Genomic DNA, 25,852 nt, shown 5'->3' with positions numbered 1-25,852 from the left:
CTTGCAGAAAATCAGCTTCGTGCTGCTGCTTATGCTCCTGTTTGGAGTAACCACCGGCTGGCTCGGGGGGCTGTAAGCATGGCCAGACGGTTCGGCGGCAAATACAGCCCTGACGGCGGCTCGCAATCTGCGGTGGATCAAGACGATCGCCCCGCGTATAAAGGCGCCAGGGTCGCGCCCGCGGGTGCCCGGTCGAACGTCATGTTCATCCCCGGTCTGATCCTGGCGTTTACCTCGATCAACGAAGCGCCAGTGGATATGGCCATGGGTTTGCTCGGGGCGGGATCGCTGGTGCTCGGTGCATGGCTGTTGCGCGACGGCATGAATGCCGAGGCAGCCTACAACGACCGCAAGATCGCCCGCCGCCCCGCCATCCCGCGCAAACTGTTTGCCGCTGCGCTGTGTGGCGTCGGGGCAGCCTTGGCCGCGTGGACATCTTCCGTTGGGCTCGTGGTTCCGGCGATTTACGGTGTCGTCGCAACGGCGCTGCACATCGGCGCGTTCGGCATCGACCCGATGACCAACAAGGGCATGGAAGGCATCGACACGTTCCAACAGGACCGCGTGGCCCGCGTTATCGATGAGGCCGAAAGGCACCTCGCCGACATGATCGACGCCGTCAAACGCGCGGACGACCGCACTGTCGAGGCCCGCGTGGACCGCTTCGCCCTGAAGGTGCGCGAGATGATCCGCACCGTCGAAGAAGATCCCCGCGACCTGACCGCTGCGCGCAGATATCTGGGCGTCTACCTGATGGGGGCCAAGGATGCGGCGATCAAATTCGCTGATATCTACGCCCGAAGTCAGGATCGCCAAGCAAAGAGCGACTTCATGATGCTGCTGACCGATCTCGAAGACAGCTTTGATCAGAAACATCGCAAGCTGCTGTTGGAAGACAACACCGATCTGACGATTGAAATTGACGTGCTGCGGGATCGTTTGCAGCGCGAGGGCGTTCATCTTGATCGCGAGATGCGTTGATTTTTACGAAATGAGGAATTTTCCCAATGTCCGAGAACGTGCGCCAAGGCGCTGAACAGACGCTCCAGATGGTTGACGAAGTGAACGCCACAGTTCTGCCGGAGCCGAAGGAGGCCAATGCCATCGTTCCCATGAAAGACGCGACCTCGGAAACCTCCGAAGAAATCCGCGCGCGCATGGATGAAATCGACATGCACGATACGCAGTCCATCGTCTCCTTTGGCTCTGCAGCACAGGCGGAGCTGCAGACCATCTCGCAGGCGATGCTGACGGATGTGCGCAACAAGGACGTGGGCCCCGCAGGAGACAGTCTGCGCGGTATCGTCACCACGATCCGGGGCTTTTCTGTCTCGGAGCTGGACGTGCGCCGTGATCGCTCGTGGTGGGAAAAACTGATCGGCCGCGCCGCCCCCTTCGCGAAATTCACCGCGCGCTACGAAGAGGTGCAAGGCCAGATCGACCGGGTGACCGAGGATCTTCTGAAGCACGAGCACGCGCTGCTCAAGGACATCAAGTCGCTCGATCTGCTGTATGAAAAGACCCTGCAATTCTATGACGAACTGGCGCTGTACATCGCGGCGGGTGAGGAAAAGCTGCAGGAACTGGACAGCATCGCCATCCCTGCCAAGGACAACGAAGTCCAGAACGCCCCCGAAGGCGAGCAGGTCATGAAGGCCCAGGAACTCCGCGACCTGCGCGGTGCCCGCGATGATCTGGAACGCCGCGTGCACGACCTGAAGCTGACCCGTCAGGTCACGATGCAGTCGTTGCCGTCGATCCGACTGGTGCAGGAAAACGACAAGTCACTGGTGACAAAGATCAATTCAACACTCGTGAACACCGTGCCGCTGTGGGAAACACAATTGGCGCAGGCCGTCACCCTCCAACGGTCCAAACAGGCTGCTGCCGCCGTGCGCGATGCCAACGACCTGACCAACGAGCTGCTGACCTCCAACGCCTCCAACCTGCGCGACAGCAACGCCATGATCCGCGAAGAGATGGAGCGCGGCGTCTTCGATATCGAAGCGGTCAAGCAGGCGAACGCGGACCTTATCGGCACGATTGAGGATTCCATGCGCATCGCAGACGAGGGCAAGGCCCGCCGCGCCAAGGCAGAGGAAGAGCTGATCAAGATGGAACAAGATCTGCGCGACACCCTTGCCTCCGCGAAGGCCGCAAAAACCGGCACAGGCGACATGGCCGCGACCTCGGTGCCGTCCTGACATGACGACGCCCCATCTGCTCCGCGCGCTGGCCCTGACCAGCCTCGCGGCGCTCGCCGCCTGCGAGACCTCGACGCTTGCTCCTCGTGAGACAGCCGTCAGCCCACAGACGCGTCCGGCGACGGTGGCCACGCCACCGCCAGCCGCGACGCCCGACCTGACGATTCAGGAGACAGCAGCCAGCCGCCCGATGGCCGCCTATTACCGGCGCGTTCAGGCAGATCTGTTGGCCCAGGGCCTGCTGCGCACCGACGGCGGCGGTCCGGATTCGCCCTTCACCGACACGATGCTGGTCCGGCACTTCATGGCCATCGCGCTGGAAGAGGAATACGTGCGCGGTCAGGGGCTGCGTCCCTCCGGCGCGAATGCCACCTCTGCGGTGAAAAAATGGACCCAGCCGGTGCGGATGACCACCGAATTCACGCCCAACGTGCCAAGCGATCAGCGCGCATGGGACGAGGCTCAGGTCAGCCAATACGCCAAGCGTCTGGGCGGCATCACGGGCCATCCGATCATGGTCTCGGATCAGAACCCGAACTTTCACGTTATTTTCACCGCGCAGGACGATCACGCGCTGGTCGCGGATCGCATCCGCGAAATCGTTCCCGGCGTGAACCCCACGGCCCTGAACCTGTTCCGCAACCTCCCTCGCGGCATTCATTGTCTGGTGGTTGCCTTTGCCACGGAAAACGGCGGCTACGACTACGGCAACGCCATCGCCGTGATCCGGTCCGAACACCCCGAACTGATGCGGCGCTCCTGTGTGCACGAGGAAATCGCCCAGGGCTTGGGACTGACCAACGACAGCCCCCAGGCACGTCCGACGATCTTTAACGACGACGACGAATTTGCGCTGCTCACCCGCCACGACGAGCTTTTGCTACAGATCCTTTACGATCCGGCACTGACACCGGGCATGTCCGCCGAGGACGCGCTGCCCATCGTCCGTCGCAAAGCCGCCGCGCTCACGGGCAACGACACGCCAAGTTAAGCAAAGATTTCAGGGAAGGAGATTTTTCATGCCGATCTGGGATTTTCTCAAAGGTCAGTTTATCGACGTCATCCATTGGACGGACGACACACGTGACACGCTCGTCTGGCGCTTTGAACGCGAAGGCCACGAGATCAAATACGGCGCCAAGCTGACCGTCCGCGAGGGCCAGGCCGCCGTGTTCGTGCACGAAGGGCAGATGGCCGATGTCTTCACCCCCGGCCTGTACATGTTGGAAACCAACAACATGCCGATCATGACGTCGCTGCAACACTGGGACCACGGCTTTCAAAGTCCGTTCAAGTCCGAGATCTACTTCGTCAACACCAACCGCTTCACCAACCTGAAGTGGGGGACCAAGAACCCGATCATGCTGCGCGACCCGGAATTTGGTCCGACGCGCATCCGGGCCTTTGGCACCTACGCGATCAAGGTCGCGGACCCGGCGCTGTTCATGACCGAGATCGTCGGCACCGACGGCGAATTCACCACGGACGAAGTCACCTTTCAGATCCGCAATATCATCGTGCAGGCGTTCTCCAAGGCGATCGCGCAAAGCGGCATTCCCGTGCTCGACATGGCCGCCAATGTGAGCGAGGTCAGTGACTTGATTGCCAAGGCCATCGACCCCACCATCGCCGCCTACGGCCTGTCGCTGCCCGAACTTTACATCGAGAACATCTCTCTCCCGCCGGCAGTGGAAAAGGCGCTGGATGCCCGGACCTCGCGCGGTCTGGCGGGCAATCTCGACGATCACATGAAGTGGAAAGCCGCCGAGGCCATGGGCCAGGGTGGTGCGATGGATCAATCGATGGGCATGGGCTTTGGGGCTGGCATGGGCATGAATATGGCACAGCAAATGGCGCAACCCGGCCCGTGGGGCCAGCGCCCGCAACAGCCCGCGGCCAGTGCGCCGCCTCCGCCTCCCCCGCCGCCGGTGGAACATGTCTGGCACCTTGCCAAGGCCGGTCAGACCACCGGACCGTTTTCCAAGGCGGATCTCGGCAAGATGGTCACGAGTGGCGACTTCGACCGTGACACCAACGTCTGGACACCGGGTCAGGACGGCTGGAAGAAGGCCGGCGAGGTCACGGAACTGGCGCAGCTTTTCACCGTGATGCCGCCGCCCCCACCGCCGATGTGATCCGCCGCCAGTTCACCAGCAAGACATAAGGCCGGGGGCGCATCGCCCTCTCAGCCGCTAGTCCAGTTCCAAACGGCTCAGCAGCGACGGACCTTCACAGGCGTAGCTCGGGAACGCGAGGGCATCATCACGCACCGCCGACAGTGGCGTGTAGGGGTCCACCTGGCTTTCAACGATCAGCTGCTCGTCAATGCAGATGTCCTGCGCCGCAGAGCCGATGTTAAAGCCGAAACCGCCCGCGCCACAGCTTGTTCCGAAGCCGTCCATGTTCCACGCCTGCGGCATGTCCACGCCCATGCCTTCGACAAGGAACGCCTCGGCAACCGGATCGAAATAAAGTCTCCACCAGGTCTCTTCATTCAGCAGAGCAAGGCCCCACTGACCAATGGTCTCGCCGTTCCGGGTGCCCTCGATGAAAAAACATGACACATCGGACCCGGTGACCAATGGCCCGTTGATTGCGGTTGTTTCATAGGACATTCCGCCACGTACCGCGTAGCCACCGTTGCCGTTCCAGGCAAAATGCCAGGACACTTCGTCGGCCTGCGCCATCATCGGCGCAACCACCATTGCCAAGCAGATCAGTCTCATTCCCATGCCCCCCGTCGATACGCACACAACCTACGCGCCCAGACACCGACCACAAGCCGGCAAGGCGCCTCTACGCGGGTTTGCGCCATGCCAATAGTTCAAAGGTTAAGACGAATTGACGTTAGGTCATGCAAGATCACGTCTGCAAGGTTAACATCCGACCGGATTTCAGGCCCAAACCGGTCGGTTCACACCTTCCAAACAGATAACATCTGTTACCAAATTCTTCCGCTGTTGGGGTTTCGTCCTTCACCCCCAACAACATCTGCCACCGCACGCCGCGTTCATCTCAGCGGACGCAGCCTTAACAAAAGCCGATCCTGAACGCCGGTTTACCTCTTTCGCTCCGCGCCTCACCGCTTAGGATGCCGGAAACCTGACAGCGCACCGGAGCACGCCTTTCATGACCGACACGCCGCCGCCCGCGCCCACGACGGCACATCCCACTGCGACCGAAGAACACCGCTTCCCTTGTGACCAGTGTGGTGCCGACTACCGCTTTGATCCTGAAAGAAATATGCTGATCTGCGACTTCTGTGGATCGACACGGGACGTGGTTGAGCAAACCGGCCCGTGGGAAGGCGGCATCAAAGAGCTCGACTTCGACGCGGCCCTGAAGAACCTCCTCCCCTTGCAGGAGATGGAAGAGATCCGCGTCACCACCTGTCCCAACTGTGCCGCGCAGGTCGAATTTGACCCGGATGTACACGCCACGGAATGTCCCTTCTGCGCCACGCCCGTTGTCACCGACACCGGAATGCACAGGCACATCAAGCCACGGGGATTGCTGCCTTTTTCTCTGGACGAAAGCGCGGGCCGCGCCGCGATGAACGACTGGCTCGGTCGCCTCTGGTTTGCACCTAACGGCCTTCAGGAATACGCCCGCAAAGGCCGCAAGATGCAGGGCATTTACGTCCCGTACTGGACCTTCGATGCCAAAACGCGCTCCGCCTACACAGGCGCGCGCGGCACGGTTTACTATGAATCAAGGACCGTGATGCGCGACGGGAAACCACAAACCGTGCAGGTGCAAAAGGTCCGCTGGAGATCCGCATCAGGCCGGGTCTCGCGCTTCTTCGACGACGTGCTGGTTCTGGCCTCCAAGGCTCTGCCGAAGAAATTCACGGATGCGCTGGAGCCTTGGGACCTCTCCGCGATGGAGCCCTATCGCCCTGAATTTCTTGCGGGTTTTCGGGCCGAAGGCTATCAGGTCGACCTTGACGAAGGCTTTGTCGAAGCGCGTCAAAAAATGGACCGCCAGATCGAACGTGACGTGAAATTTGACATCGGCGGCGATCGCCAGAGGATCAACCGCATCGACACCGATGTGTCCGACATCACTTTCAAGCATGTCCTGCTGCCGGTCTGGCTGGCCGCTTACAAGTACCAGGGCAAAAGCTATCGTTTTGTAGTTAACGGGCGGACTGGCCGGGTGCAGGGCGAACGCCCTTGGTCCGCGTGGAAAATCGCGTTTGCCGTGATCCTCGGCTTGCTCGTGGCCGGCGTCATTGGATATTTCTATGCGAAGGGCGGCTGAGTAACCGAATTTCAACCTGTGTCGCCCAGGCTATGGTCGCGCGACACATTGCAAAAGTTAACGCGCGCAATATTCCCTTTCTACACAGGGACAATTTCTGATAGATAGCGCAAACATTCTCATTCAAGGACGGTTTGCGATGATCCTCTGTTGTGGCGAAGCTCTGATCGATATGCTCCCGCGCACCACTGCTGCGGGAGAAGTGGCCTTTGCTCCCTACGCAGGCGGCGCGGTGATGAACACCGCCATTGCACTCGGTCGGCTTGGCGCCTCATCGGGCTATTTCGGCGGCATCTCGAATGATCTTTTCGGTCAGATCCTTGCCGAAACGCTCACCGCCTCGAAGGTCGACCACAGCCTCTGCCCCCGATCCGACAAGCCCACGACACTGGCATTCGTTACGCTGGTGGACGGTCACGCCAAATACGCGTTCTACGACGAAAACACCGCTGGGCGACTGCTCGCACCGGGAGATCTCCCGAATCTCACCGATACGATCAAGGCTTTGTTTTTTGGCGGTATTTCCCTCGTCGGTGAGCCCGCCGCCGATACCTACGCCGCCCTGTGCGCTCAGGCCGACGACCGCGTGATCATGATTGATCCGAACATCCGCCCCGGCTTCATCACCGACGAAGCCCGCTACCGCACGCGCCTCGATAAGATGCTGAACCGCGCCGACATCGTAAAAATCTCGGACGAGGACATGGACTGGCTCGGCACCACGCCCGAAGCCCTGCTCAAGAACGGCTGCGCGCTGGTGCTCGTGACCCGCGGGGCCGATGGCGTGGATATGGTGTCACGCGAAGGCACACAACGCGTTGCCGCCCATAAGGTCACGGTCGTCGACACCGTTGGCGCTGGCGACACCTTTAACGCGGGCTTCCTTGCCGGTCTCGATCGCGCAGGGCTGCTCAGCCGCGAAAAACTCGCCGCCGCTTGGCTCGCAGATCTCACAGACGCCGCAGAACTCGGCGTTCAGGCGGCCGCGATCACAGTCAGCCGCGCAGGCGCCAACCCACCGTGGAGCACCGAGCTGTGAGAGCCCTTGTCCAGCGTGTTACAGAAGCCCGTGTCGATATAGACGGCACGGCCGTCGGCCAGATCGGCCCGGGCGTTCTGATCCTGATCTGCGCCATGCAGGGCGACACAGAGGCACAGGCCGACAAACTGGCTGCCAAGATTGCCAAACTTCGCATTTTCAAAGACGACGAGGGACGCATGAACCGCTCCCTGCTGGACACGGGCGGCGGCGCCCTTATCGTCAGCCAATTCACGTTGGCAGCCGATACTTCACGCGGCAACCGCCCCGGCTTCTCTGCGGCGGCCCCGCCAGCAGAAGGCGAAGCGCTTTATACCTACTTTACCCAAAAGGTCGCGGCGCAGGGCATTCAGACGGCCAATGGCCGCTTTGGCGCGGACATGCAGGTCAGCCTGACCAACGATGGCCCCGTGACAATCTGGATGGATACTGACGCCTGATCGCCGCAGGTCTGCACCGCGAGATATTTGCGCGCCGCAGACCCGAGGAGACCGCCAAAGGCGGGCGAACGAGAAACGAAGCGCGCGCCAGCGCTCATTCGGATCACGGTTCGCGGAAGGCCTCCCGCGATTTGTACAGCGGTTTCAAGAGGTACTGCAGCACCGTCTTCTCTCCCGTGTGCAACTCTGCCTGCGCCTGCATCCCCGGTCGGATCGCCATGCTCACCTGACGATCGGTCAGCGACGTCAGATCCACCCGCACCGTCACCTTGTAGTGCGGCGGCATTTCCGGGCGCTGTTCGTCCTTGAACGTATCGGCAGAGATCACATCCACCCGCCCTTTCAGCGTTCCGTAGATCGTGTAGTCGTAGGCTGACAGCTTGATCGTCGCTTCCTGGCCGGGGCGAATGTTGGCGATATCCTCGGGACGCACTTTCGCTTCGACGAACAGCTCCTCATCCACAGGGATGATCTGCATGATCTCTTCACCCGGGCGCACCACGCCGCCGATGGTGGTGACCGACAACTTGTTCACCACGCCATGCATGGGGGAGGTCAGCACCGTGCGGTTCAGCTGATCGACTGAGCTCTTGAGGTTCTGCTTCAGCGTCGCAAGCTCCTTGAGCGTCTCGGAATATTCCTCGGCCCGGCCCAGTTCGGTCTGCGTCACGATCTCATCGTATTTTTTCCGCGCATCCGCATCGGCCTTGCGGGCGCGGGTTACCTCGATCAGCGCCACGACCTTCTTGTCGAGGAGGTTCTCCAGCAGAGAAAGCTCTTCCGCCGCCTGGTCCAGCACCTTCTGCGCACCAGCACGGCGCGAGTAATAGTCTGACTGCCGTGCCGCCAGCAGAGATTGCTCCGACGCGACCATATTTGGCAGACGCTCCCGCAAGGCCTCTGGCACATCGACAACCGAGGCCCCCGCCAGTTCGGCCTCAAGCCGCAAACGCCGGATTTCAAGCGCGGTGATCTGGTCGTTCAGGTCGTCCACCGACGACTGAAACTGGATCCCCTGCAGACGCGCCAGTGTATCGCCACGCAGCACCTCGTCGCCTTCCTTGACCATCAGTTCCGACAGGATTCCGCCTTCGAGGTTCTGAATGATCTGCGGACGAGAGGAGGAGATGATTTCGCCATCGCCCCGCACGATCTCATCCAGCCAGGCCATGGATGCCCAGATGATGAAGCACCAGACCGTAATCGCGCACAGCCAGATGGTCATCGACGGCCCGCGCATCCGTCCTGACAACTGCCGTTGCAGGTTGGTCGACGATATTGCCATCACGCGGCTCCCTTGCGCAGATGCGCCAGAACCTGATCGCGCGGCCCGTCCACGGCCATGCGCCCGTGGGCGAGGATCATTGTCCGCGTCGCCAGTTGCAGGATCGGGACCCGGTGCGTTGCAATGACCGCAGTGCGCCCGGCCAGCCATGTTTCCAACCGCGTGATAAGCGCCTTTTCCAGCGTCTGATCCAGCGCGGCGGTTGGTTCGTCCAGCAAGCAGATCTGAGGATCCTGCAACCAAAGCCTTGCCCAGCCGATGGATTGACGCTGCCCGACAGACAGCCCTTCCCCCCCATCGTGAATGTCGAGGTCCAGGCCCTTGGGATGTGCCCGCACATATGGCCCGAGGCCTGCGAAATCGAGCGCCTCCATCAATCGGTCGTCATCGCGCTCCAGCAAGGACAGGTTCATGTTGTCGCGCAGCGTGCCGTGAAACAGACGCACGTCCTGGCCAAGATAGCCGATACCGCGTCGCAGATCCTTTGGCTCGATCTGCGTCATCTCGGTGCCGTCAATCAGCATCTTGCCGGAGGCAGGGGCATACAGCCCGGTCAGCATTTTCAGCAACGTCGATTTCCCGGACCCATTCGCGCCGAGCACGGCCAGCACCTGCCCCGGCAGGATCTGCAGCCCCTTGAGATCCAGCACCGCAGCGCCTTCGGGATCATAACGGTAGGTCACGGCGTCCAGCTCGAACTTGCCCTCGAACCGTTCCCGCCGCAGATACGTCCGCGCCGCGGAACGATCCTGCGGCACATGCGCGATCTTGTCCAACCCATCGAGCGCGGACTTCACGTTGCCCCAGCGCGCCATGATACCCGACAGCTGCGTCAGCGGGGCCAGTGTCCGCGAACACAGGATACCCACGGCGATGATGCTGCCGACGGTGAAGTCACCGGCAAACACAAGGTATGTGCCGGTGATGACTGCCGCCACATACGTCGCCTGCTGCATCCCTTGGGACCAGAAGCCCAGGCTCGCTGCCAGCTTGCGCTGGTCCGACGATTTGAGCGCCTGAACGGCTGTCAGCTCTTCCCACAAACGAACAAAACGATCCTCGGCGCGCTGCGTTTTGATCGTGTCCAGTTCGACCACGGCCTCTTGCAGCAGACGCGACATCTTGGTTGAGGCGCCCTGCATTTCCTGTGTCAGGCGGATCATCTTGCGCTGCATCAACAGGCCCGGCACGACCATAAGGACACCGCCGATGATCAGCACCCAGACGACAGACCCGGCAATGGACCAGACCAGCAGCAAGAAGACGAAGATAAAAGGTATATCCGCCAGCGCCCCGGCCGTGGAGGCGGTAAAGAACTCCCTGACCGACCCGAACTCCCGCATGGAGCTGAACAATTGCGCGGGCGACCGGCCCGGCAGATCAGACCGCATGCCCAGAAGCCGCTTCATCAGCAGGTTCTGCACGCCAAGTTCAATCTGGCGCCCTGCCCCATCCAGCAATTGCGAGCGCGCAACTTTCAAGAACGCCTCCAGCAGCAGCGCCAAACCGGCGCCTGCGGCCAACACCCAAAGCGTTGCCTCGGACTGGTGCGGGATCACCCGGTCATAGACCTGCAAGGAAAACAGCGCCACGGACACGGCCAACAGGTTTGCCACGAAAGAGCCGAGGGCGACTTCGCCGAACTGCTTGGAAAATCTGCCGAACTGCCCCCAGAACCAGTGCTTTTCACGATCAACCTGCGCATGGGTTTCCGCCAGGAGTGACACCGGCGCCTCGGCCCGGATCAACTGCCCGCTGAAGTAACGCCCAAACTCAGCCACGCTCACTTCGGACTGACGTGACACCGTGGTGGTGTCATAGATCATCAGCTCGCCTGCGTCCTGGCTCAACACCAGAACCGCCTGGCCATTGGACATGACCGCGATGGCGGGCCACAGGTCGGGAACCAACTTGTCCGGCTCGTCTTCCAAGGCCAGCAGACCAGCGGCCTCGGCGCCCATGCGCAAGGCAAACGCGTCGTAACTGTCATCGCAGCCGGCGTTTTGCGACAGCGCTTCAAGGATGTCTGTCGCCTTGGCCTCGACCCCCATCCGCCCCGCCAGCACGCGGATCAGGTCCGCGCGCGACGTCGCTTTCTGTGAAAACTTGGAGGTCTTCGTGCTGGACTTCGGAACCGCCTTGCGGACCGCAGCAGCCATCTGCAGGACTTGGCTCAAATCGAAGCTCCCTCCGCCAACGCGCCCCGCAGGCGTGACAGTTCAAGCTCCGCACGGGCGGCTTTGTACTTCAGCTGGATCTCGGTTTCGAGCGCCCGGGCAAAGGTCTCGTAGGTGCCGACCACATCCATCACCTGACGCTGGCCGCCTTCAAATTGGCGCTGGAACAGCTCAAGGTTTTGTTTCGCCGCTTGCCGCAGGCCAATCGCCTCTTCGGCCTGGCGGCGGTAAGCTGTCAGCTTCGATTGCTGACTGGCGATGTGACGCGCGGCGATTTCACGGGACTCGGCGACTCTGCGATCGGCGGTTTCCTTGGTGGCCTCGATCGCCTTGAACTCGGCCATTGTGCCCAAGCCGAACAGCGTGTCGGTGGTCACTTCAAGACCACCCCCCATCGTACCATCACGATCAATCGACCCATTGGCGGCGAGGCCCGGCAAATGGCTGGCGCGGGCGATGCGTGCCTCTGCCATGGCCTGCTCCCGCTCTGCCCGCGCGCGCAGCACGCCGAGCGGCTCACCCGCTTCGGCATCGCGCACCTGGCCAAGACCACGCAAGTCGGACAGGGGCCGTGCGGACATGGCGTTCAGCTCCGCCAAGGCGGTAGACGCGGCCTCCTGGGCCTCCCCGGATCGCGCACGGATCGACGCCAGTTTTTGTTGCACAACATTGAGGTTGGACATGTCCGACACGCCGCCCTGCACCCTCTGTTGCATCACCCACTCAAATCGCGCCATGTCGTCGTAGGCGCGGTTCAAATGTGTCGCCAGATCACGGTTTTCCTCAGCCGTCACATACAGCGACAGCGCATCATAAACGCGGCTGTTGCCGTCCTCGACCAGCTGAACGGCCGCCCGTTCCACGTTGGCCTTGGCCAGATCGCGTTCCGCCACTTTGCGCCCGTTGTCAAAAAGCACTTGGTTGATGACCAGTTGCGCCACCACATCGCCAAGCGATGTCAGCGAGATGTTCGGCCCGATGCGCGGCATCCAGTTCTTTTGCGCGGCCTCGGCCCGCAACTGCGCCACACGCAACTCCGCAGCCGCCACACGGGTGTCGGATGCGATCACCGCGTCGGCAACCTGTGCATAGGGCGTGCCTGAAATGATCACCGTTGGCCGCGTCTGCAGCGCATGGATCAGTTCCGACGCGTCCGATGGTTTCACAACGGCTTTTTGCACCGGCCCGGTGCCGGTCGGCGCCGTGGCCTCCGATCCGCGAAACCGCGAGACCGTCTCTCCCAAATCGCTCATACAGCCCGGCAGAAGCGCCAGAATAGCGATCATGCCCAAGCTTTGCCTGCTCTTGCTCATAGTCATATCCCCGTTATGGCGCGAAAATGTATTGCCGCGGGATCCGGGGCCCGGTTGATCCGGGCCTCCGGAAAATAATCGTTAAACGACCGTAGTGATGTTGGTAATATCGTCTTCAATCAGCACCGTCGTATCACCAAGGGTGAAGACGTTGTAATTCACACCACCTTCGGAATGGGTGCCTCCGGCCACGGCACCGTCAATCGTGATGCTGTCGTCGGCCCCGCCCCGGATCGCCACAGTGTCAGAGGTCGCGGACAGTTCCGCGATCTGCGACTCGGTGAGGGTCAGGTTGGAATCTTCGGCAAAGTGCAGATCGATGGTGTCGACGTTGTAGACCCGCAGCGCACTGGCGATATCGTCAGACATCTGTACCTGGTTCGTGGAGGGATCGTCCGTCACGAGGTAGGCCCCGGAGGTGTTGCCCGCCGCATCGGTCGACGCCAGCACAAGGTGCGTGCCATCGGCCACCGGCGCATCAAGGAACAGGTAAGCATCGTTCCCGGACTCGACGGTGTTCGCGATATTCACCTCGGACACGCTTGCCGAACCAGACGGATTGTCCACCTGGCCAAGGAACATCGCGTCATCCGTCGCCTCGGTCCAGACCTGCGCCACACCGCCGCCAGAGCGTCCGTAGCCGGTCCAGCTCAGCGTCTCGGAGGCCTCGGTGTCGATGCTCAGCGTCTGGCTGATGCTGTCGGTGTTGCCCGCCGCATCGGTCGCCGCAATGGTCACCGGTGTGTCCAGCGTGCCCGTCGGGATGGAGGAGGACGGGATGTCCACGCTCCACGCGCCGGACGCTGCGACCACGGCCGTATGCACCACACCACCCAGCGTGACCGACACTGTGGAACCCGGCTCCACATCGCCGGTCAGGGTGATCCCCGCCTGTGCCTCTGCTGCGTTCACCACGCCATCACCCGTGGCGTTGCTGTCCATGGACAGCGCATTCACATAGGTGTCGATGGCAAAGTTCACCGTGGTCGTCGCGGTGTTGCCCGCGATGTCGGTGGTGTCCACGGTCGCCGACGTGTTCATCTCACCCGACGGGATATCCGACGCTGCAAAGTTGACCGTCCAGCTGCCATTCGCGGCCACCGTGGCCGTCTGGGTCACGCCTTCGAAGGTCACGGTCACCGTGGCCCCCGCTTCGGTCGTGCCGCTCAGGCTGAACCCATCAGAGGCCTCGTCAGCGTTGATGACATTGTCCGTCTCCACCGGATCACCGGATGCGGCGAAGTTCAGAACTTCGGTGTCCACATGCACGCTGTCTGTCCGGGTCAGCGTGTTGCCAGCGCTGTCGGTGATGGTCGCCGTGATGGCGGCATCATAGGTGCCTGGTGCGATCTCGGACCCCGAGAACGGCGCGACCCAGGTGCCGGTGGCATCGGTCAGAACAGTGTGGCTGACACCGTTCATGGTCACGTCGACCCATTGCCCCGGATCGGACGTGCCGGTCAGCACCACACCGTCAGAGGCTTCGACCATGTTGACGACATCATCGCCCTCAACCGGATCGGGGGATATGGTCAATCTGCCCGCATCCGTGTCGATCACGACGTTTTGGGTCAGGGTGTCGGTGTTGCCTGCCAGATCAGTGGTGACCGCCGTCAGAGTGGTGGTCACTTCGCCGGAGGGCAGTTGGCTGGCACTGAAACGCGCCGTCCACGACCCGTCCGCCGCCACCGAAGCTGTGACCGTGTGGCCGTTCAGCGTCAGCTGAACCGCACCGCCGGGTTCCGTGGTGCCGGTCAGCTCCAGACCGGAGCTTGCCTCGGCCGCGTTGACGACACCATCCGCGCCGCCGGGCGTGGATGTGATGCCGAAGTTGCGCACCAGCGTGTCAACGTCGATCGTGCTGGAGGCCGTTTCAGCGTTGCCCGCCGGGTCGATGGCGTTGGCTGTCACTGTCACGGTCTGCTCGCCGGTCGGGATTTCCGATGCGGCGAACTTCACGGTCCAGCTGCCATTTGCCATGACGGTGGCGTCATGGGTGACACCCGCCATGGTGACGGTCACGCTTGCGCCCGGCTCTGCCGTGCCATTCAGCACAACCCCGTCAGAGCGTTCGGCCGCGTTGACCACCCCTTCACCCTCGACCGTATCGGTCGGGACAGTGACAAAGGTCGTCGTGTCGATGTCGACCGCATAGACGTTGCTGTCGGTGTTGCCTGCTTTATCCGTGGCCGTGACGCCGACGCTCAGGCTGGTCTCTCCCTGCGGCACGTTGGCTGCGGGGATTGTGATCGACCACGTCTGTCCGGTGACGACCGCGTTGTATTCCGCGCCGCCGACCGCAACCACCACAGAGGCGCCCGCCTCGGTCGTGCCGGTCAGTTGCAGACCATCCGCGCGTTCCGCCGCGTTCACGGTGCCATCGCCTTCGACAGTGGACGGGTCCATGCCGACGTTGGTGATCGTGTCGATCGCGATGCTGATGTTTGCCGCGCTGGTGTTGCCTGCCGGATCGGTGGCGCTCACAGCGGCGGTCATGGTGGTTTCGCCCGTCGGCACAATCGCCGCCGGCACATCAACAGACCAAGAGCCATCGGCCAGTGCCGTGGTGCTCATGCTGACGCCCGCGACCACGACAGAAATCGCCGCGCCCGCCTCGGAGGTGCCGCTCAGGGTCACCCCGTCGGCACGCTCGGCCGCGTTGATGATCTGATCGCTGTCCTCGAAGAAGCCCAAGACGGTGGTGTTGGTGTCCACCGCGACCGTCCCGGACGAAGACGAGGTATTGCCGGCAAGGTCTGTGGCCGTCGCGGTGATGGTGCCGGAATAGCCCAATTCAGAGTGACCCGGCCCGCCGTCGATCAGCGAGGGGCTGAAGGCGATGGACCAGGTGCCGTTTGCGGCCACAGTGGTCGTGCCCAGCGTGTTGAAGCCCGAGGTAACGACGATGGTCGAGCCTGCTTCACCCGCGCCGGTCAGCGTTACGCTGCTGGCATATTCTGCAGCGTTGACAGTGCCATCCCCGGCGACGATGCCCGTGTTGAGCGAAACCGCCGTCGTGGTGTCGATGTCGACAGCGTAGGATTCCGTCGCGGTGTTGCCAGCGACATCCGTCGCCGCAACGCCCACGGTCATGCTGGTTTCGCCCTGCGGTACTGCGTTTGCAGGAACGGTCACCGACCATGTGCCATCGGTGACGGTGGCCTCATAGGCAGTGCCACCGACCGTGACGACAACCGAAGCGCCCGCCTCGGTGGTGCCGCTCAACTGCACGCCATCGGCCCGCTCGGAGGCGTTGACCGTGCCGTCGCCTTCGACCGCCGAGGCATCCATATCGACAAAGACAGTCGTGTCCACGGCGACGTTGATGCTGGCAGAGGCGCTGTTGCCCGCCAGATCCGTTGCCGTGACCTCTGCGGTCAGGGTTGTCTCGCCGGTGGGAATCAGAGCGGCGGCGATATTCACCGACCATGTGCCATCGGCCAGTGCCGTGGTGGTCAGGGTTTCCCCCGCCACGACCACCGAGATGGCCGCGCCCGGCTCTGCTGCCCCGCTCAGGCTTACACCATCCGCACGCTCGGCCGCGTTGATGATCTGGTCGCCGTCGTCAAACATCCCGATAACGGAGGTATTGGTGTCCACAGTGACCTGGCCAGAGGTCGTCGTGACGTTGCTCGCCGCGTCAGTTGCCGTCGCGGTGATCGTCCCGGTGTACCCCAGATCCGCATCGCCCGGACCACCGTCCAGCAATGTCGGGTCAAAAACGATGGACCAGGTGCCATCCGCCGCCACGGTGGCGGTGCCCAGCGCGTTTGCACCAGAGGCAACGACCACGGTCGCGCCCGCTTCACCCGTGCCGGTCAGGGTCACGTCAGAGGCAAATTCCGCTGCATTCACCACGCCGTCACCCGCAAAGGTGTCGGTGTCGATGGTCAGGCCCAGGTCCGTATCGACAGAGAAGCCATGCGTGATGGTGGTGACGTTGCCCGCATCATCGGTGGAGGTGATTTCCGCCGTGGTGTCATAGGTCCCGTCCGCCAGATCGGTGGAAGAGAATGTCACGCTCCACGCACCATCAGTGCCCGCAACCAAGCTTTGGGACACACCCTCAATGGTCACGACGACTTCGGCGCCGGATTGCGTTGTGCCGGTCAAGGTCACGCCCGCGTCCAGTTCCTCGGCCGAAATCAGGTTGTCCCCGGTCAGCGGCGCGTTGTCCAGCGACACGGTATTGACGGTGTCGACGCGCACGGCATCGGTGACGACGGTGGTGTTGCCCATCGCATCGGTCGCTGTCAGCGTAATGTCGGTGGTATATTCACCCTCGGCAAAGACCGTTTCGTCAAAGGTAAAGGACCATGTCCCGTCTTCGGCGATGGTCTGCGTCTCGGTGTAGTCGCCGACGGTGATGGTCAGCTCTGCGCCCGCTTCGCCAGTGCCGCCAACGGTCACACCGTCCTGAAATTCCGCGGCATTCTCGACATCGCCCAAGGAAACCGTGCCCTCGGCAATCTCGATGGCCGGAGGCGTGGTATCGATATTGTACGACGGGCCGTCCAGATCCGTCACAGTGCCGTTCGGGTCGGTCACGGTCACGGGCACATCGTCGTACGTACCATCACCAGGGAAGCTGCCCTCTTCGAAGACCACTTCCCATGTGCCGTCGTCCCCGGACGTCCCGACAGCCGTGCTGTCACCGATCACGATCTCTACGGTCGAGCCCGGCTCTGCCGTGCCGGTGATGACCAGGACAGCGTCGTCATTGCCGCTGACGCCGTGGGTGGCGTCCGCATTGTCTACGGTCGGAGCGGTCCAATCGCCTCCACCAGAGCCGCCGCCGTCGCCTTTACCGCCGACCAACAGTGGCAGCCCCAGCAGCGCACCAGCGCCGCTGGCCATCGCACCGCCACCAAGACCCAAGAGAGGCAGCGCTGCGGCCATGCCCACTTCTTCTTCTTCGTACTCGCCTGCAACCTGCGGCATGACCTCAGGATCGTTGATGAAGATAAGCTCGTCCGAGGGGCTCCACTTACCCCACGTCTCCGTCGGGCCGTATTGCGCGAACAATGCGCCGCCTTCGGCCTCAACAAAGCTGACCTCGTTCAACTCGCCATTGGCGCTGAGAAACAACCGGCTGTTCGCCGCGCCCAGCGCACCCTCGCTGAAATAATTCTCCAGCACGATCACCCGGCCATCGGCCAGAGTGATCAACAGGTCATTGTCTGCGCGGTCATAGCCGCTCAGGTCCATCTGGCTCAAATTCAGGGAAATATCGTTTCCGTATCCGGCATCCAGCAGAAATTCCTGCCCTTCACCGCCCACAGAACCACGCTCCACCGTACCCGCACCGGTACGGATCACGAAATCAATCGCGTTCATGAATACACCACTCTAACCTCTGTGCCCGCCTTGTTTTTTATGCGGCAGGCTTTTTGCTCTGACTTTTTGTTACCGTAACTTCGCCACATTCGCCAGATTCAAAGTGTCGTGGCGCCCAAATGACGGGGGTCTGTGGCACGTAAGCCCTAAAACCCTTTTAGCCTGTGTTGAAAATGTGGCACACACCCTAGCGTGTAAAGCGTACCGTCGCGCCTTATGTCAAACGCGCGACATAGGTGGCGACGCTTGTGTCGATCCAACCGCGCGAGACTTCGGCACGGCGTCCCTCCTGATCGAAACTGATCCGCGTCGCGCACAGCGTCAATCCACCCGGCGCCACCCCATAGGCAAGCGGCGCCCAAGCGGGCACCTCTGCGACGCTCATGCGATCCTCGACCCGACGCACAGTCAACCCCAGCTTGTCGCGGTAATACAGGTAAAGCGACTCGGACAGGTCAGCCCGCGTGACCCGGGGCGCGTACTCCGCATCAAGCCAGATCTCCTCAAGGATCGCTGGCACCTTGTTGAGGAAGCGCAAGCGACGAATGCGATGTGCCTCAGGGCCTCGACCAAAGGCAGGGAAATCATCCGGCTTGCGCATCCGCGTGACGTCCAGAACCTGCGCTGTGGGCAGGCCGCCGCCTTCCAACAGCTCCACCCGAAAGAAGGCATAGACCGCCTGCACATCAACCTTGGCCCGAATATAGTTGCCGGAGCCCTGAACACGCTCCAAAAGCCCCTTTTGCACCAGCACTTCCAACGCTTTGCGCAGGGTGCCGACGGAAATGCCCAACTCCTGCGCAAAGGCGCGCTCCGGCGGCAGGCGCACCCCATCCGCCAGCCGTCCGGCGTTGATGTCGCGGATCAGCATCTCGGAAATCTGAAGGTACAGCGGCAAGGCGTGGCGGTCAGGCATCTCTGGCATGAGGAGGGTCATACCCAATGAGCTACCGCATTCCCGGATCTGTGCAATGTGAAATTCTTGGCGGCCATGCGGGCCTTTCGGCATCTACCGGCGCGGGACGTGCTGTGGCAGTGTGCCGGACAGCCACGTTTCGGAGCGCCCCCAATGACACTCAACCGCGTACAATTGACCGACGAGGTCTCCCTCTCCCGCCTTGTATACGGCATGTGGCGGCTGGGCGATGACCGCGACACCTCGCCGGAGCATGTGCGCGCCAAGATCGACGCATGTCTCGATCAGGGCATCACCACCATGGATCAGGCCGACATCTACGGCGGCTACATGGCCGAGCACATCCTGGGACAGGCGCTGACCCCTGAGCTGCGCAGGAAGGTGGAAATCGTCACGAAATGTGACATCGTCGCGCCCGTGGGCCGTCACGCCAGCGCCCGCGTCAAACATTATGACACCACCCGTCGCCATATTCGTCAGTCCGTCGACACCTCACTCAAACTGATGAAGACCGATTACATCGACCTGTTGCTGATCCACCGCCCCGACCCGCTGATGGATCACCTGGAAACAGGCGCCGCGCTGGATGAAATGGTCAATGCGGGCAAAGTTCGCGCGGTCGGCGTCTCGAACTTTCGCCCCTGGGACTGGGAGCTGCTGCAATCGGGGATGGAGACACAGCTCACCACCAATCAGATTGAGGTCTCACTGCTGCATCATGCCCCGCTGACCAATGGCGACCTCGCCTTTCATCAACGTCAGGCGCATCCGGTGATGGCGTGGTCCCCGCTGGGCGGTGGCACGCTGTTTGCGGAATCCTCCGCAGCGCTGCGCGCCCGGCTGGACCAAATCGCCCGAGAGACGAATACCGATGCGGCCGCCGTCGCCGTGGCGTGGCTGCTGCGCCACCCCGCGTGCATCCTGCCAGTTCTGGGCACAAACACGCTGAGCCGCATTGCCCGGATTGGCGACGCGCTGGAGGTTAATCTTGATCGACAGACGTGGTTCGAACTTTATACCCTCGCCCTCGGGCATGAGGTGCCCTAAGTCTGCAGCATGACAGACCACACGCCACATATATTCAACCCCGCCGATGCCGACCCCCGCGCGTTTCGCGATGCGCTTGGGCGGTTTGCCACCGGCGTTTGTGTTGTCACCTGCGCGACGCCGGACGGCCCGTTGGGAATCACGGCGAACAGTTTCGCCTCCGTGTCGCTCGACCCGCCGCTGGTGCTGTGGTCACCGGCAAAGCAGTCTTTCCGGCACCCGATGTTTGTGCAGGCCAAGCGGTTCGCCATCCACGTCATGGGCATGGACCAGGAGGCGATTTGCAACGGCTTCACCAAGTCGGGAGACGCCTTTGACCACTGCGATCTGACCTACGACGCGCATGGCACGCCGCTGATCGAAAACTGCCTGTCGCGCTTCGAATGCACGCAGGAAGCCGCGCATGACGCAGGCGACCACACTATTATCGTAGGCCATGTAACACGGGTCGGCATCCGTCCGGCAGGACAGCCAAGCGCCCCGCTTCTGTTCCATGCCGGGTTCTACGGACGGCTTGCCGAAGCAGATTGATTCTCTGCCGGAACGCGACATGCGATCCCTTGACCAGGCGGATTAGAAGCGCACCGGACCGAAAGCGGAAACAATTCCCGCAAACAGGTTAGATTTCGCGTATTTCTGTGGGTAAGTCTGGCGACACAGCCGGTAATCAAAGACTTGCCTTCAGATCACATCCAGATCACATTTTAGTCAGTAGTTCTTTCATAACTTAGTCAAAGGTCTGCCATGCCTGCGATCCACATTATTTCGACCGCCCTGGGGCGACTTGTCCGTTTTGCCTGCCTGTTTGCCGGGGTATCCGCCACTGCCGCGCAGGCCGACACCATGGGGCCGGATGATTTCACCCGGTTTGATCCTGCGCAGGCGCGCCTTGGACAGCTTTTGTTTTACGATAAGATCCTGTCCGGGAACATGAACATCAGTTGCGCAACCTGTCACCATCACAGCCTGAACGGCACCGATGGTCTGAGCCTGGGGATTGGCGAAGGCGGGTTTGGCCTCGGGACCGCCCGGCGCTCCGCCTCCATCGGCTCGACCCGGATTCACGAGCGCATTCCCCGCAACGCCCCTGCCCTGTGGAATGTTGGCCATAAAGACCGCCACACGTTGTTTCACGACGGCCGCCTTCAGGCCGACCCCGACCAGCCGTCCGGCTTCAGGACACCCGCCAAGGATCAGACCCCGCTCGGCCTGAACTCCATCGCTGCGGCGCAGGCGTTGTTTCCCATGACCTCCGCGGCAGAGATGAAAGGACACGCCGAGGACAACGAGGTCGCCGCAGCGTTTGACGTCAGCTTCACCGAAGGCTGGCAGGTCATCACGCAGCGTGTCCGCGACAAACCGGGCTACGAGGCCGCCTTTCGCATCGCCTATCCCGATGTGAACAGCGCCGAGGACATCTCGATCACCCATATCGTCAACGCCATCGCAGCCTTTGAAGGCAGGGAATGGCAGAGTTTCGACAGCCCGTATGACGCCTACGTCCGCGACGGCACACCATTGGAGCCGCTCGCCGAACGTGGGCGCGCGCTGTTCTTTGGCGATGCCGGCTGTTCAGGGTGTCACGCCGGGCCGCTGTTCACCGATCAGAACTTCTACGCTGCGGGGGTGCCGCAGTTCGGGCCGGGCCGTAAATTCGACGGCAACGATCTCCCGCGCGACATGGGACGGATGGAAACCACCCGCGACCCCGCCGACGCCTACAAATTCCGCACGCCCAGCCTGCGCAACGTGGCGCTCTCGGGACCGTGGGGCCACAACGGCGCATATGACAGCCTGCGCGAGATGATTCGCCATATGTGCGATCCTGTCACCACCCGCGCCAAGTGGTCCCCGGGCATGGCCCGCCTGCCCGACGTGCCGTGGCTGGCCAAAGACGATTTCACGATTGTCGCACACGGCGAGGAACAGCAGCGCCAGATCTCCACGCTCGACATCACACCGGTCAAGATGATCGACGCCGACATTGATGCGCTGGAGGCTTTCCTGCACGCACTGACCGGAGAAACCGCCCTGCAACGCCCGATGGGCCGCCCTGACACGGTGCCGTCAGGCTTGCCAGTCGACTGATCGAAGCGGGCGCCTCAGGGCGCCTTCTTCATGAGGTCGCGCACACCAGCCTGCATCGAGTCACGGTGCAATGACATCAGGATCTCGGCCAGCTCGTCCTCGACCACCCTTTTCGCTGCGGCTTTCGGCGTGAACCAACGCCGGTCGCGCTGTTTACGCTCTTTCCAATCCGGTTTGAGCTTCTGGACGATCATTGGGTAGACACGCACCGTACAGGGCACGATGCGCCCGTCCTTCATGATCTTGGGATAGCGATAGGTGCCCAAAGCCTCCGAGGCGATGTAGCCGACGGCCCCTGCCTCTTCGAGCGCTTCGATCTCTGCCGCGCGCCACGGCTTCTTGCCGTCCATTTCCCAGCCCTTGGGCATGACCCAACGGCCGGTGTCACGAGAGGTCACCATCAAAACCCGCACCCGTCCGTCATCGACCCAGCGCAGGGGCAATGCGGCAATCTGCTCTCCGATCTCAGGCATGCGCCCCTCCCGAAGCCGCAGTTTGGCAAACGCAGCGCGTGCGTCTCAGGAACTATATATGCGACAAATGAAAAGACCGTGTCAGCGAACTGACACGGTCTTTTGATGTCGAATGTCTTGCTAAAGCGACTCTCGGCGCCGGGGATCGCCTTAAAATCTTGGTCGCCCACTCATACTCTGCCAAGCAATCCCGACCCAAACGCCAAGCATTTCTGACCCAGGTACAGGCCGTCATCTATCGTGGCGTCTTGGTAACGTGACACCTGTCCGCAGGCAGCCCTAAGCGGGCACTAGAGGCAGGCGCTGCTTGGCGGCAGGAGCCGGGACGAAGGGGCGGAACTTGGGCACTCTCCGCCTTTGGCACTTGAGATACTCCGTGTGCGAAATCAGGCATTCGAAGGTGTAAATTTTCCGAGTTTACGTACATGTAGATGATCGGAAAGGGCGCGAGCGGCCAGAAGATTTGACTGCGGGCCGACGATGACCGTCGGCCCGGAGGAGCCATGCCCTAGTTTAGTTCCGCCGGTCGGTCCGGCCAGTATTTTCTAGACTGATGGTACTCAAGAGATTCACCTACCTCCGAGAACTCTAGAAGGCTTCCGACCTTGTCCATAAGGACGTCGCGAACCTCGGCAGGTGTCGCAAAGAAGAACTCCTTGCGGGCGTTCACCGCATTCAGAGCACTGTCCCGAAAATGGGTGTGGAGCTCATTCTCCAACGACACGGCGTCTTCAGAAAAGAAAAGGGCATGAACATCGAACCGAAAGGGAACGGACGCGCCGCCAAGCTCCGTTATCCGGTCGTTTGGCTCAAGCCGCCTCGTCAATCCAATCTTGACGACGTTCGCGCCAAACGCACCCTGATTGGAAATGACGTAAACATATCCGGACCTAATATTTGCCAGCCGGTATTCGTTCTGCTTTATGGCGTCCTCCAACGCCAAAAGGTTCTCCTCCAAGTGAGCGTTTCTCTCTCCCTTCTCCCGCAGGGCCTCAATGGCATTCTCGAGGTGGCTCTTCTCCTTAGCAAGCCGCTCGCGCTCTTCGGCGAACTCCTTCTCGATCCGTTTCTCCTCACGAATTCTCGCCCGGTTCTCCTTCTCCGCTTCCTTTTCTTCCTGCTTCTTCATTAGCCAGTCGGCCGTAAGCTCGATCTCTCGGACCCGAAGGTCATGGTACCCCGCGCTGATTTGCATCTCCATGATTTTGCCCAGCTTCGCTATCGCCTTTCGTGACGCTTCGAGCCGCTTCTTGGCCACGCCCGGATTTCCGTTGCGAAGTGAACGGATGCAGTTATCGCATTCAGCGTTGTAGGCGCGGAGCATCAGCTTTCCCAGGTCGTTCGATAGCTTTCGGCCTGCCGCCAAGGAGTTCTCGAACGTGAATGTCGACGAGAGCTCGATGGCCTTTTGCTCCCGCACGATCTTGGCGATCTCAACCTCGATCCGCTCAAGTTCGGCTCTGTATCCTGCGGCATTCTCGAGGGGATGATGGTATCGGTAAATCCCGATGTCCTGCAGGATCTTCTGGTCGTCGAGGGAGATGGTTTCCGATGCAGCAGTCGAACTGTCGGCCAGTTGCGCCCGCAGCATCGCCACTTCGGCCTTCAACGCGAAAAGCTCGTTAGGCGGCATTTCCGAGTCAGTCGGATCACTATCCAACTCGATCGCTGGCTCTGCCTGAGGCGTGTCGCCGGCGTCCAATACCCAGAGCTCCCATCCCTCAGGCATGGCGGGCCAACTCGGGTCGGGTTTCCAGTCCTTTGGTGGCGTCCACCCCTTAGGTGGCTTGGGCCACCCAGGCGGCGGATTAAACGTCGGTCCTTTCGTCACGATTTGCGCACTCCTTTCACATCGACGGCGACCAGGGCGACGGGGTCCTTGGAGATCGCGGCGCCGAGATGCTTCAACGTTGCCAGCGGGACAAGGCCGGAGAGATCGAACTCCATGAAACTGTCACGCTCAGCGCTGACACCTACAAAGGGAAGGAAATCGAGCCGTCCCGTGGCAGGGTGCTGTGCCTTCGTGCCGACCTCGAGCGAGATCGTTCGGATCAGCCCGCGCCTGTCCGCCTCGAACACCTCGTGGAGCGACCTGATCGCGACCTGATGCAGAACGCTGGCATACCGTTTCTTGATCTCCGTCTGGGACAATGGGACCTCGCGTATCTCATCGGACGTCTTTACGTATTTGTACCCTTTTACCGCCGGAAAGCTGTCTGGGGTTGGGACCGTCACACTCATCCGAAGCTCGGCTGTCTCAGGTGCGAACGAGAATTCATGGGTGACTTCAAAGTGATCGGGATAGGTGGAATTCTCGACGACGAGCGAGATGTACTCCTGAACCGCCTCAGCGTCTCCATAGGAAAGGTTCGTAATGAATTGGTCGATGGACTGGTTGTAATCGTCCAGTTCCCGCCGGAACCGATCTTTCTCTGCTGCCAGGGTATCAACCCTTTCGGCCTCTGCCTGCTCATAGGCGGCCAATTCGATTGCGTACTTTTCTTCTAAGGCCAAAACCCCACTGGCCCACTCCGCTTTTCGCGTCTCGTGAGTTTGCCGCGCCATGGCACGCGCTTCCTCAAGCTTCCGCCTCTTACCGAAGAAGCCTTTGGGCTTCGCTGGCTCTACGTATGTTGGTTCGGATGGGACCTTTGGTCGTTTCGGAGCGACTAAGGGAATCTCCAAATCAGGCATGTCGAATGGTGTCGCATCAAACGGCTTTCGAAGAGTGTCAAGGTCTATATGGTCATCGACGTCGATCGTGGCGGCCAGTAGACCTTCCAGATCATCAAAGACCGCATCAACTTCGGAATTCATTCGTTCGACCTCGGATTGCTGGGCCACGGCATGTGCGGCTTTAACCGCCTTCTCGTGAGCTTTTCGATCCCGCTCATCCGTGACCTCTGCTTTCCGGACCTTGGCTTCATAAGCCTTCGCCTGACGTGCTGCCTCTCTCCGCTCGGCGAGGTCACGACGTTCCGCAGCTTTTGCGCGACGAACACGATCTTTTTCCGCGGCCTTCATAGCCTTCAGCGTGACACTCAGTAAACTTTTGGCCAAAGGTACTTACCCCTTAATCGACAATTTTGTTTAAGCTTATCCCACCACGTCCTATTGTCTACGACTGGCTTGCCATAGGTCGGCAGCGCGAAGCATCAATGTGGTTTCGGAGCCGCCAGGTCCGGCGCTTATCACCAAGATCCGCTGTGAGAGAGCCGCGCCGCAGCGATGACCTGTCTGGTGAACGGCAGGAATGGGCTGAGCGCGCCA

General features: G+C 61.4%; 19 protein-coding genes. 10 read left to right on the top strand and 9 right to left on the bottom strand.

What is annotated here, in order from left to right; translation table 11 throughout:
- Nucleotides 1-78: 78 nt before the first annotated feature.
- From GGQ68_RS13390 to GGQ68_RS13375, 4 genes are read left to right on the top strand one after another with little or no spacing between them, the layout of a single operon-like run.
- A complete protein-coding gene (locus GGQ68_RS13390; RefSeq protein ID WP_183966792.1) occupies nt 79-981 on the top strand; it encodes a 5-bromo-4-chloroindolyl phosphate hydrolysis family protein in 903 nt (300 codons plus the stop codon).
- Between the two features lie 26 nt (nt 982-1,007).
- Nucleotides 1,008-2,204: a toxic anion resistance protein gene (locus GGQ68_RS13385; RefSeq protein ID WP_183966791.1), complete on the top strand. Its 1,197-nt coding sequence runs from the start codon at nt 1,008-1,010 to the stop codon at nt 2,202-2,204.
- Nucleotide 2,205: 1 nt separating this feature from the next.
- Entirely contained in the window at nt 2,206-3,195 is a 990-nt protein-coding gene (locus tag GGQ68_RS13380; RefSeq protein WP_183966790.1) for a DUF2927 domain-containing protein, read from the top strand.
- A gap of 28 nt (nt 3,196-3,223) precedes the next feature.
- A complete protein-coding gene (locus tag GGQ68_RS13375; RefSeq protein WP_183966788.1) occupies nt 3,224-4,339 on the top strand; it encodes an SPFH domain-containing protein in 1,116 nt (371 codons plus the stop codon).
- 57 nt (nt 4,340-4,396) lie between these two features.
- On the opposite strand, the gene GGQ68_RS13370 is transcribed toward GGQ68_RS13375, so the two are convergent.
- Nucleotides 4,397-4,930, bottom strand: coding sequence for a hypothetical protein (locus GGQ68_RS13370; RefSeq protein ID WP_246429366.1), 534 nt, complete (start codon nt 4,928-4,930; stop codon nt 4,397-4,399).
- Between the two features lie 403 nt (nt 4,931-5,333).
- Between GGQ68_RS13370 and GGQ68_RS13365 the strand changes: the two genes are divergently transcribed.
- The 3 genes from GGQ68_RS13365 (at nt 5,334) to dtd (ending at nt 7,946) form a co-directional block, all read left to right on the top strand.
- Nucleotides 5,334-6,467, top strand: a complete 1,134-nt coding sequence (locus GGQ68_RS13365; protein ID WP_183966784.1) for a TFIIB-type zinc ribbon-containing protein — start codon at nt 5,334-5,336, stop codon at nt 6,465-6,467.
- Between the two features lie 139 nt (nt 6,468-6,606).
- Nucleotides 6,607-7,506 carry a carbohydrate kinase family protein gene (locus GGQ68_RS13360; RefSeq protein ID WP_183966782.1) on the top strand — a complete coding sequence of 300 codons (900 nt, stop codon included), beginning with the start codon at nt 6,607-6,609 and terminating at the stop codon, nt 7,504-7,506.
- Nucleotides 7,503-7,946: a D-aminoacyl-tRNA deacylase gene (dtd, locus tag GGQ68_RS13355; protein WP_183966780.1), complete on the top strand. Its 444-nt coding sequence runs from the start codon at nt 7,503-7,505 to the stop codon at nt 7,944-7,946. The genes GGQ68_RS13360 and dtd overlap by 4 nt, the downstream gene beginning before the upstream one ends.
- A 103-nt stretch (nt 7,947-8,049) precedes the next feature.
- Here dtd and GGQ68_RS13350 read toward each other — a convergent pair whose 3' ends face one another.
- From GGQ68_RS13350 to GGQ68_RS13330, 5 genes are all read right to left on the bottom strand, one after another.
- A complete protein-coding gene (locus GGQ68_RS13350) occupies nt 8,050-9,231 on the bottom strand; it encodes an HlyD family type I secretion periplasmic adaptor subunit (protein WP_183966778.1) in 1,182 nt (393 codons plus the stop codon).
- Nucleotides 9,231-11,390, bottom strand: coding sequence for an ATP-binding cassette domain-containing protein (locus GGQ68_RS13345; RefSeq protein WP_183967020.1), 2,160 nt, complete (start codon nt 11,388-11,390; stop codon nt 9,231-9,233). Before GGQ68_RS13345 ends, GGQ68_RS13350 begins: the two co-directional genes overlap by 1 nt.
- A gap of 14 nt (nt 11,391-11,404) precedes the next feature.
- Nucleotides 11,405-12,721, bottom strand: coding sequence for a TolC family protein (locus tag GGQ68_RS13340; protein WP_246429365.1), 1,317 nt, complete (start codon nt 12,719-12,721; stop codon nt 11,405-11,407).
- A gap of 81 nt (nt 12,722-12,802) precedes the next feature.
- Nucleotides 12,803-18,058 carry an Ig-like domain-containing protein gene (locus GGQ68_RS13335; protein ID WP_183966762.1) on the bottom strand — a complete coding sequence of 1,752 codons (5,256 nt, stop codon included), beginning with the start codon at nt 18,056-18,058 and terminating at the stop codon, nt 12,803-12,805.
- A 214-nt stretch (nt 18,059-18,272) separates the two neighbouring features.
- Nucleotides 18,273-18,974 (bottom strand): GntR family transcriptional regulator, encoded by a 702-nt coding sequence (locus GGQ68_RS13330; RefSeq protein WP_183967016.1) that lies wholly within the window; start codon nt 18,972-18,974, stop codon nt 18,273-18,275.
- Nucleotides 18,975-19,127: 153 nt separating this feature from the next.
- On the opposite strand from GGQ68_RS13330, the gene GGQ68_RS13325 reads away from it, so the two are divergent.
- From GGQ68_RS13325 to GGQ68_RS13315, 3 genes are all read left to right on the top strand, one after another.
- Nucleotides 19,128-20,021: an aldo/keto reductase gene (locus GGQ68_RS13325; RefSeq protein ID WP_183966760.1), complete on the top strand. Its 894-nt coding sequence runs from the start codon at nt 19,128-19,130 to the stop codon at nt 20,019-20,021.
- 9 nt (nt 20,022-20,030) lie between these two features.
- On the top strand, nt 20,031-20,552 hold the full coding sequence (locus tag GGQ68_RS13320) for a flavin reductase family protein (protein WP_183966758.1): 522 nt from the start codon (nt 20,031-20,033) through the stop codon (nt 20,550-20,552).
- Nucleotides 20,553-20,765: 213 nt separating this feature from the next.
- Nucleotides 20,766-22,109 (top strand): cytochrome-c peroxidase, encoded by a 1,344-nt coding sequence (locus GGQ68_RS13315; RefSeq protein WP_183966756.1) that lies wholly within the window; start codon nt 20,766-20,768, stop codon nt 22,107-22,109.
- Between the two features lie 14 nt (nt 22,110-22,123).
- Here the strand turns inward: GGQ68_RS13315 and GGQ68_RS13310 are convergent, their stop codons facing one another.
- The 3 genes from GGQ68_RS13310 to GGQ68_RS13300 all read right to left on the bottom strand — a co-directional run bounded on the left by GGQ68_RS13310 (nt 22,124) and on the right by GGQ68_RS13300 (nt 25,642).
- Entirely contained in the window at nt 22,124-22,582 is a 459-nt protein-coding gene (locus tag GGQ68_RS13310) for an NUDIX hydrolase (RefSeq protein WP_183966754.1), read from the bottom strand.
- Between the two features lie 508 nt (nt 22,583-23,090).
- Nucleotides 23,091-24,413, bottom strand: coding sequence for an SNIPE associated domain-containing protein (locus tag GGQ68_RS13305; RefSeq protein WP_343055938.1), 1,323 nt, complete (start codon nt 24,411-24,413; stop codon nt 23,091-23,093).
- The gene (locus GGQ68_RS13300; protein ID WP_183966752.1) at nt 24,410-25,642 is read right to left on the bottom strand and encodes a hypothetical protein; all 1,233 of its coding nucleotides are present in this window, start codon (nt 25,640-25,642) and stop codon (nt 24,410-24,412) included. Before GGQ68_RS13300 ends, GGQ68_RS13305 begins: the two co-directional genes overlap by 4 nt.
- Nucleotides 25,643-25,852: the final 210 nt, after the last annotated feature.

The sequence above is a fragment of the Sagittula marina genome, assembly GCF_014196795.1.
Taxonomy (GTDB): Bacteria; Pseudomonadota; Alphaproteobacteria; order Rhodobacterales; family Rhodobacteraceae; genus Sagittula; species Sagittula marina.
The sequence above is the reverse complement of the archived record's forward strand: the minus strand, read 5'-3'. Positions and strand labels throughout refer to the sequence as shown.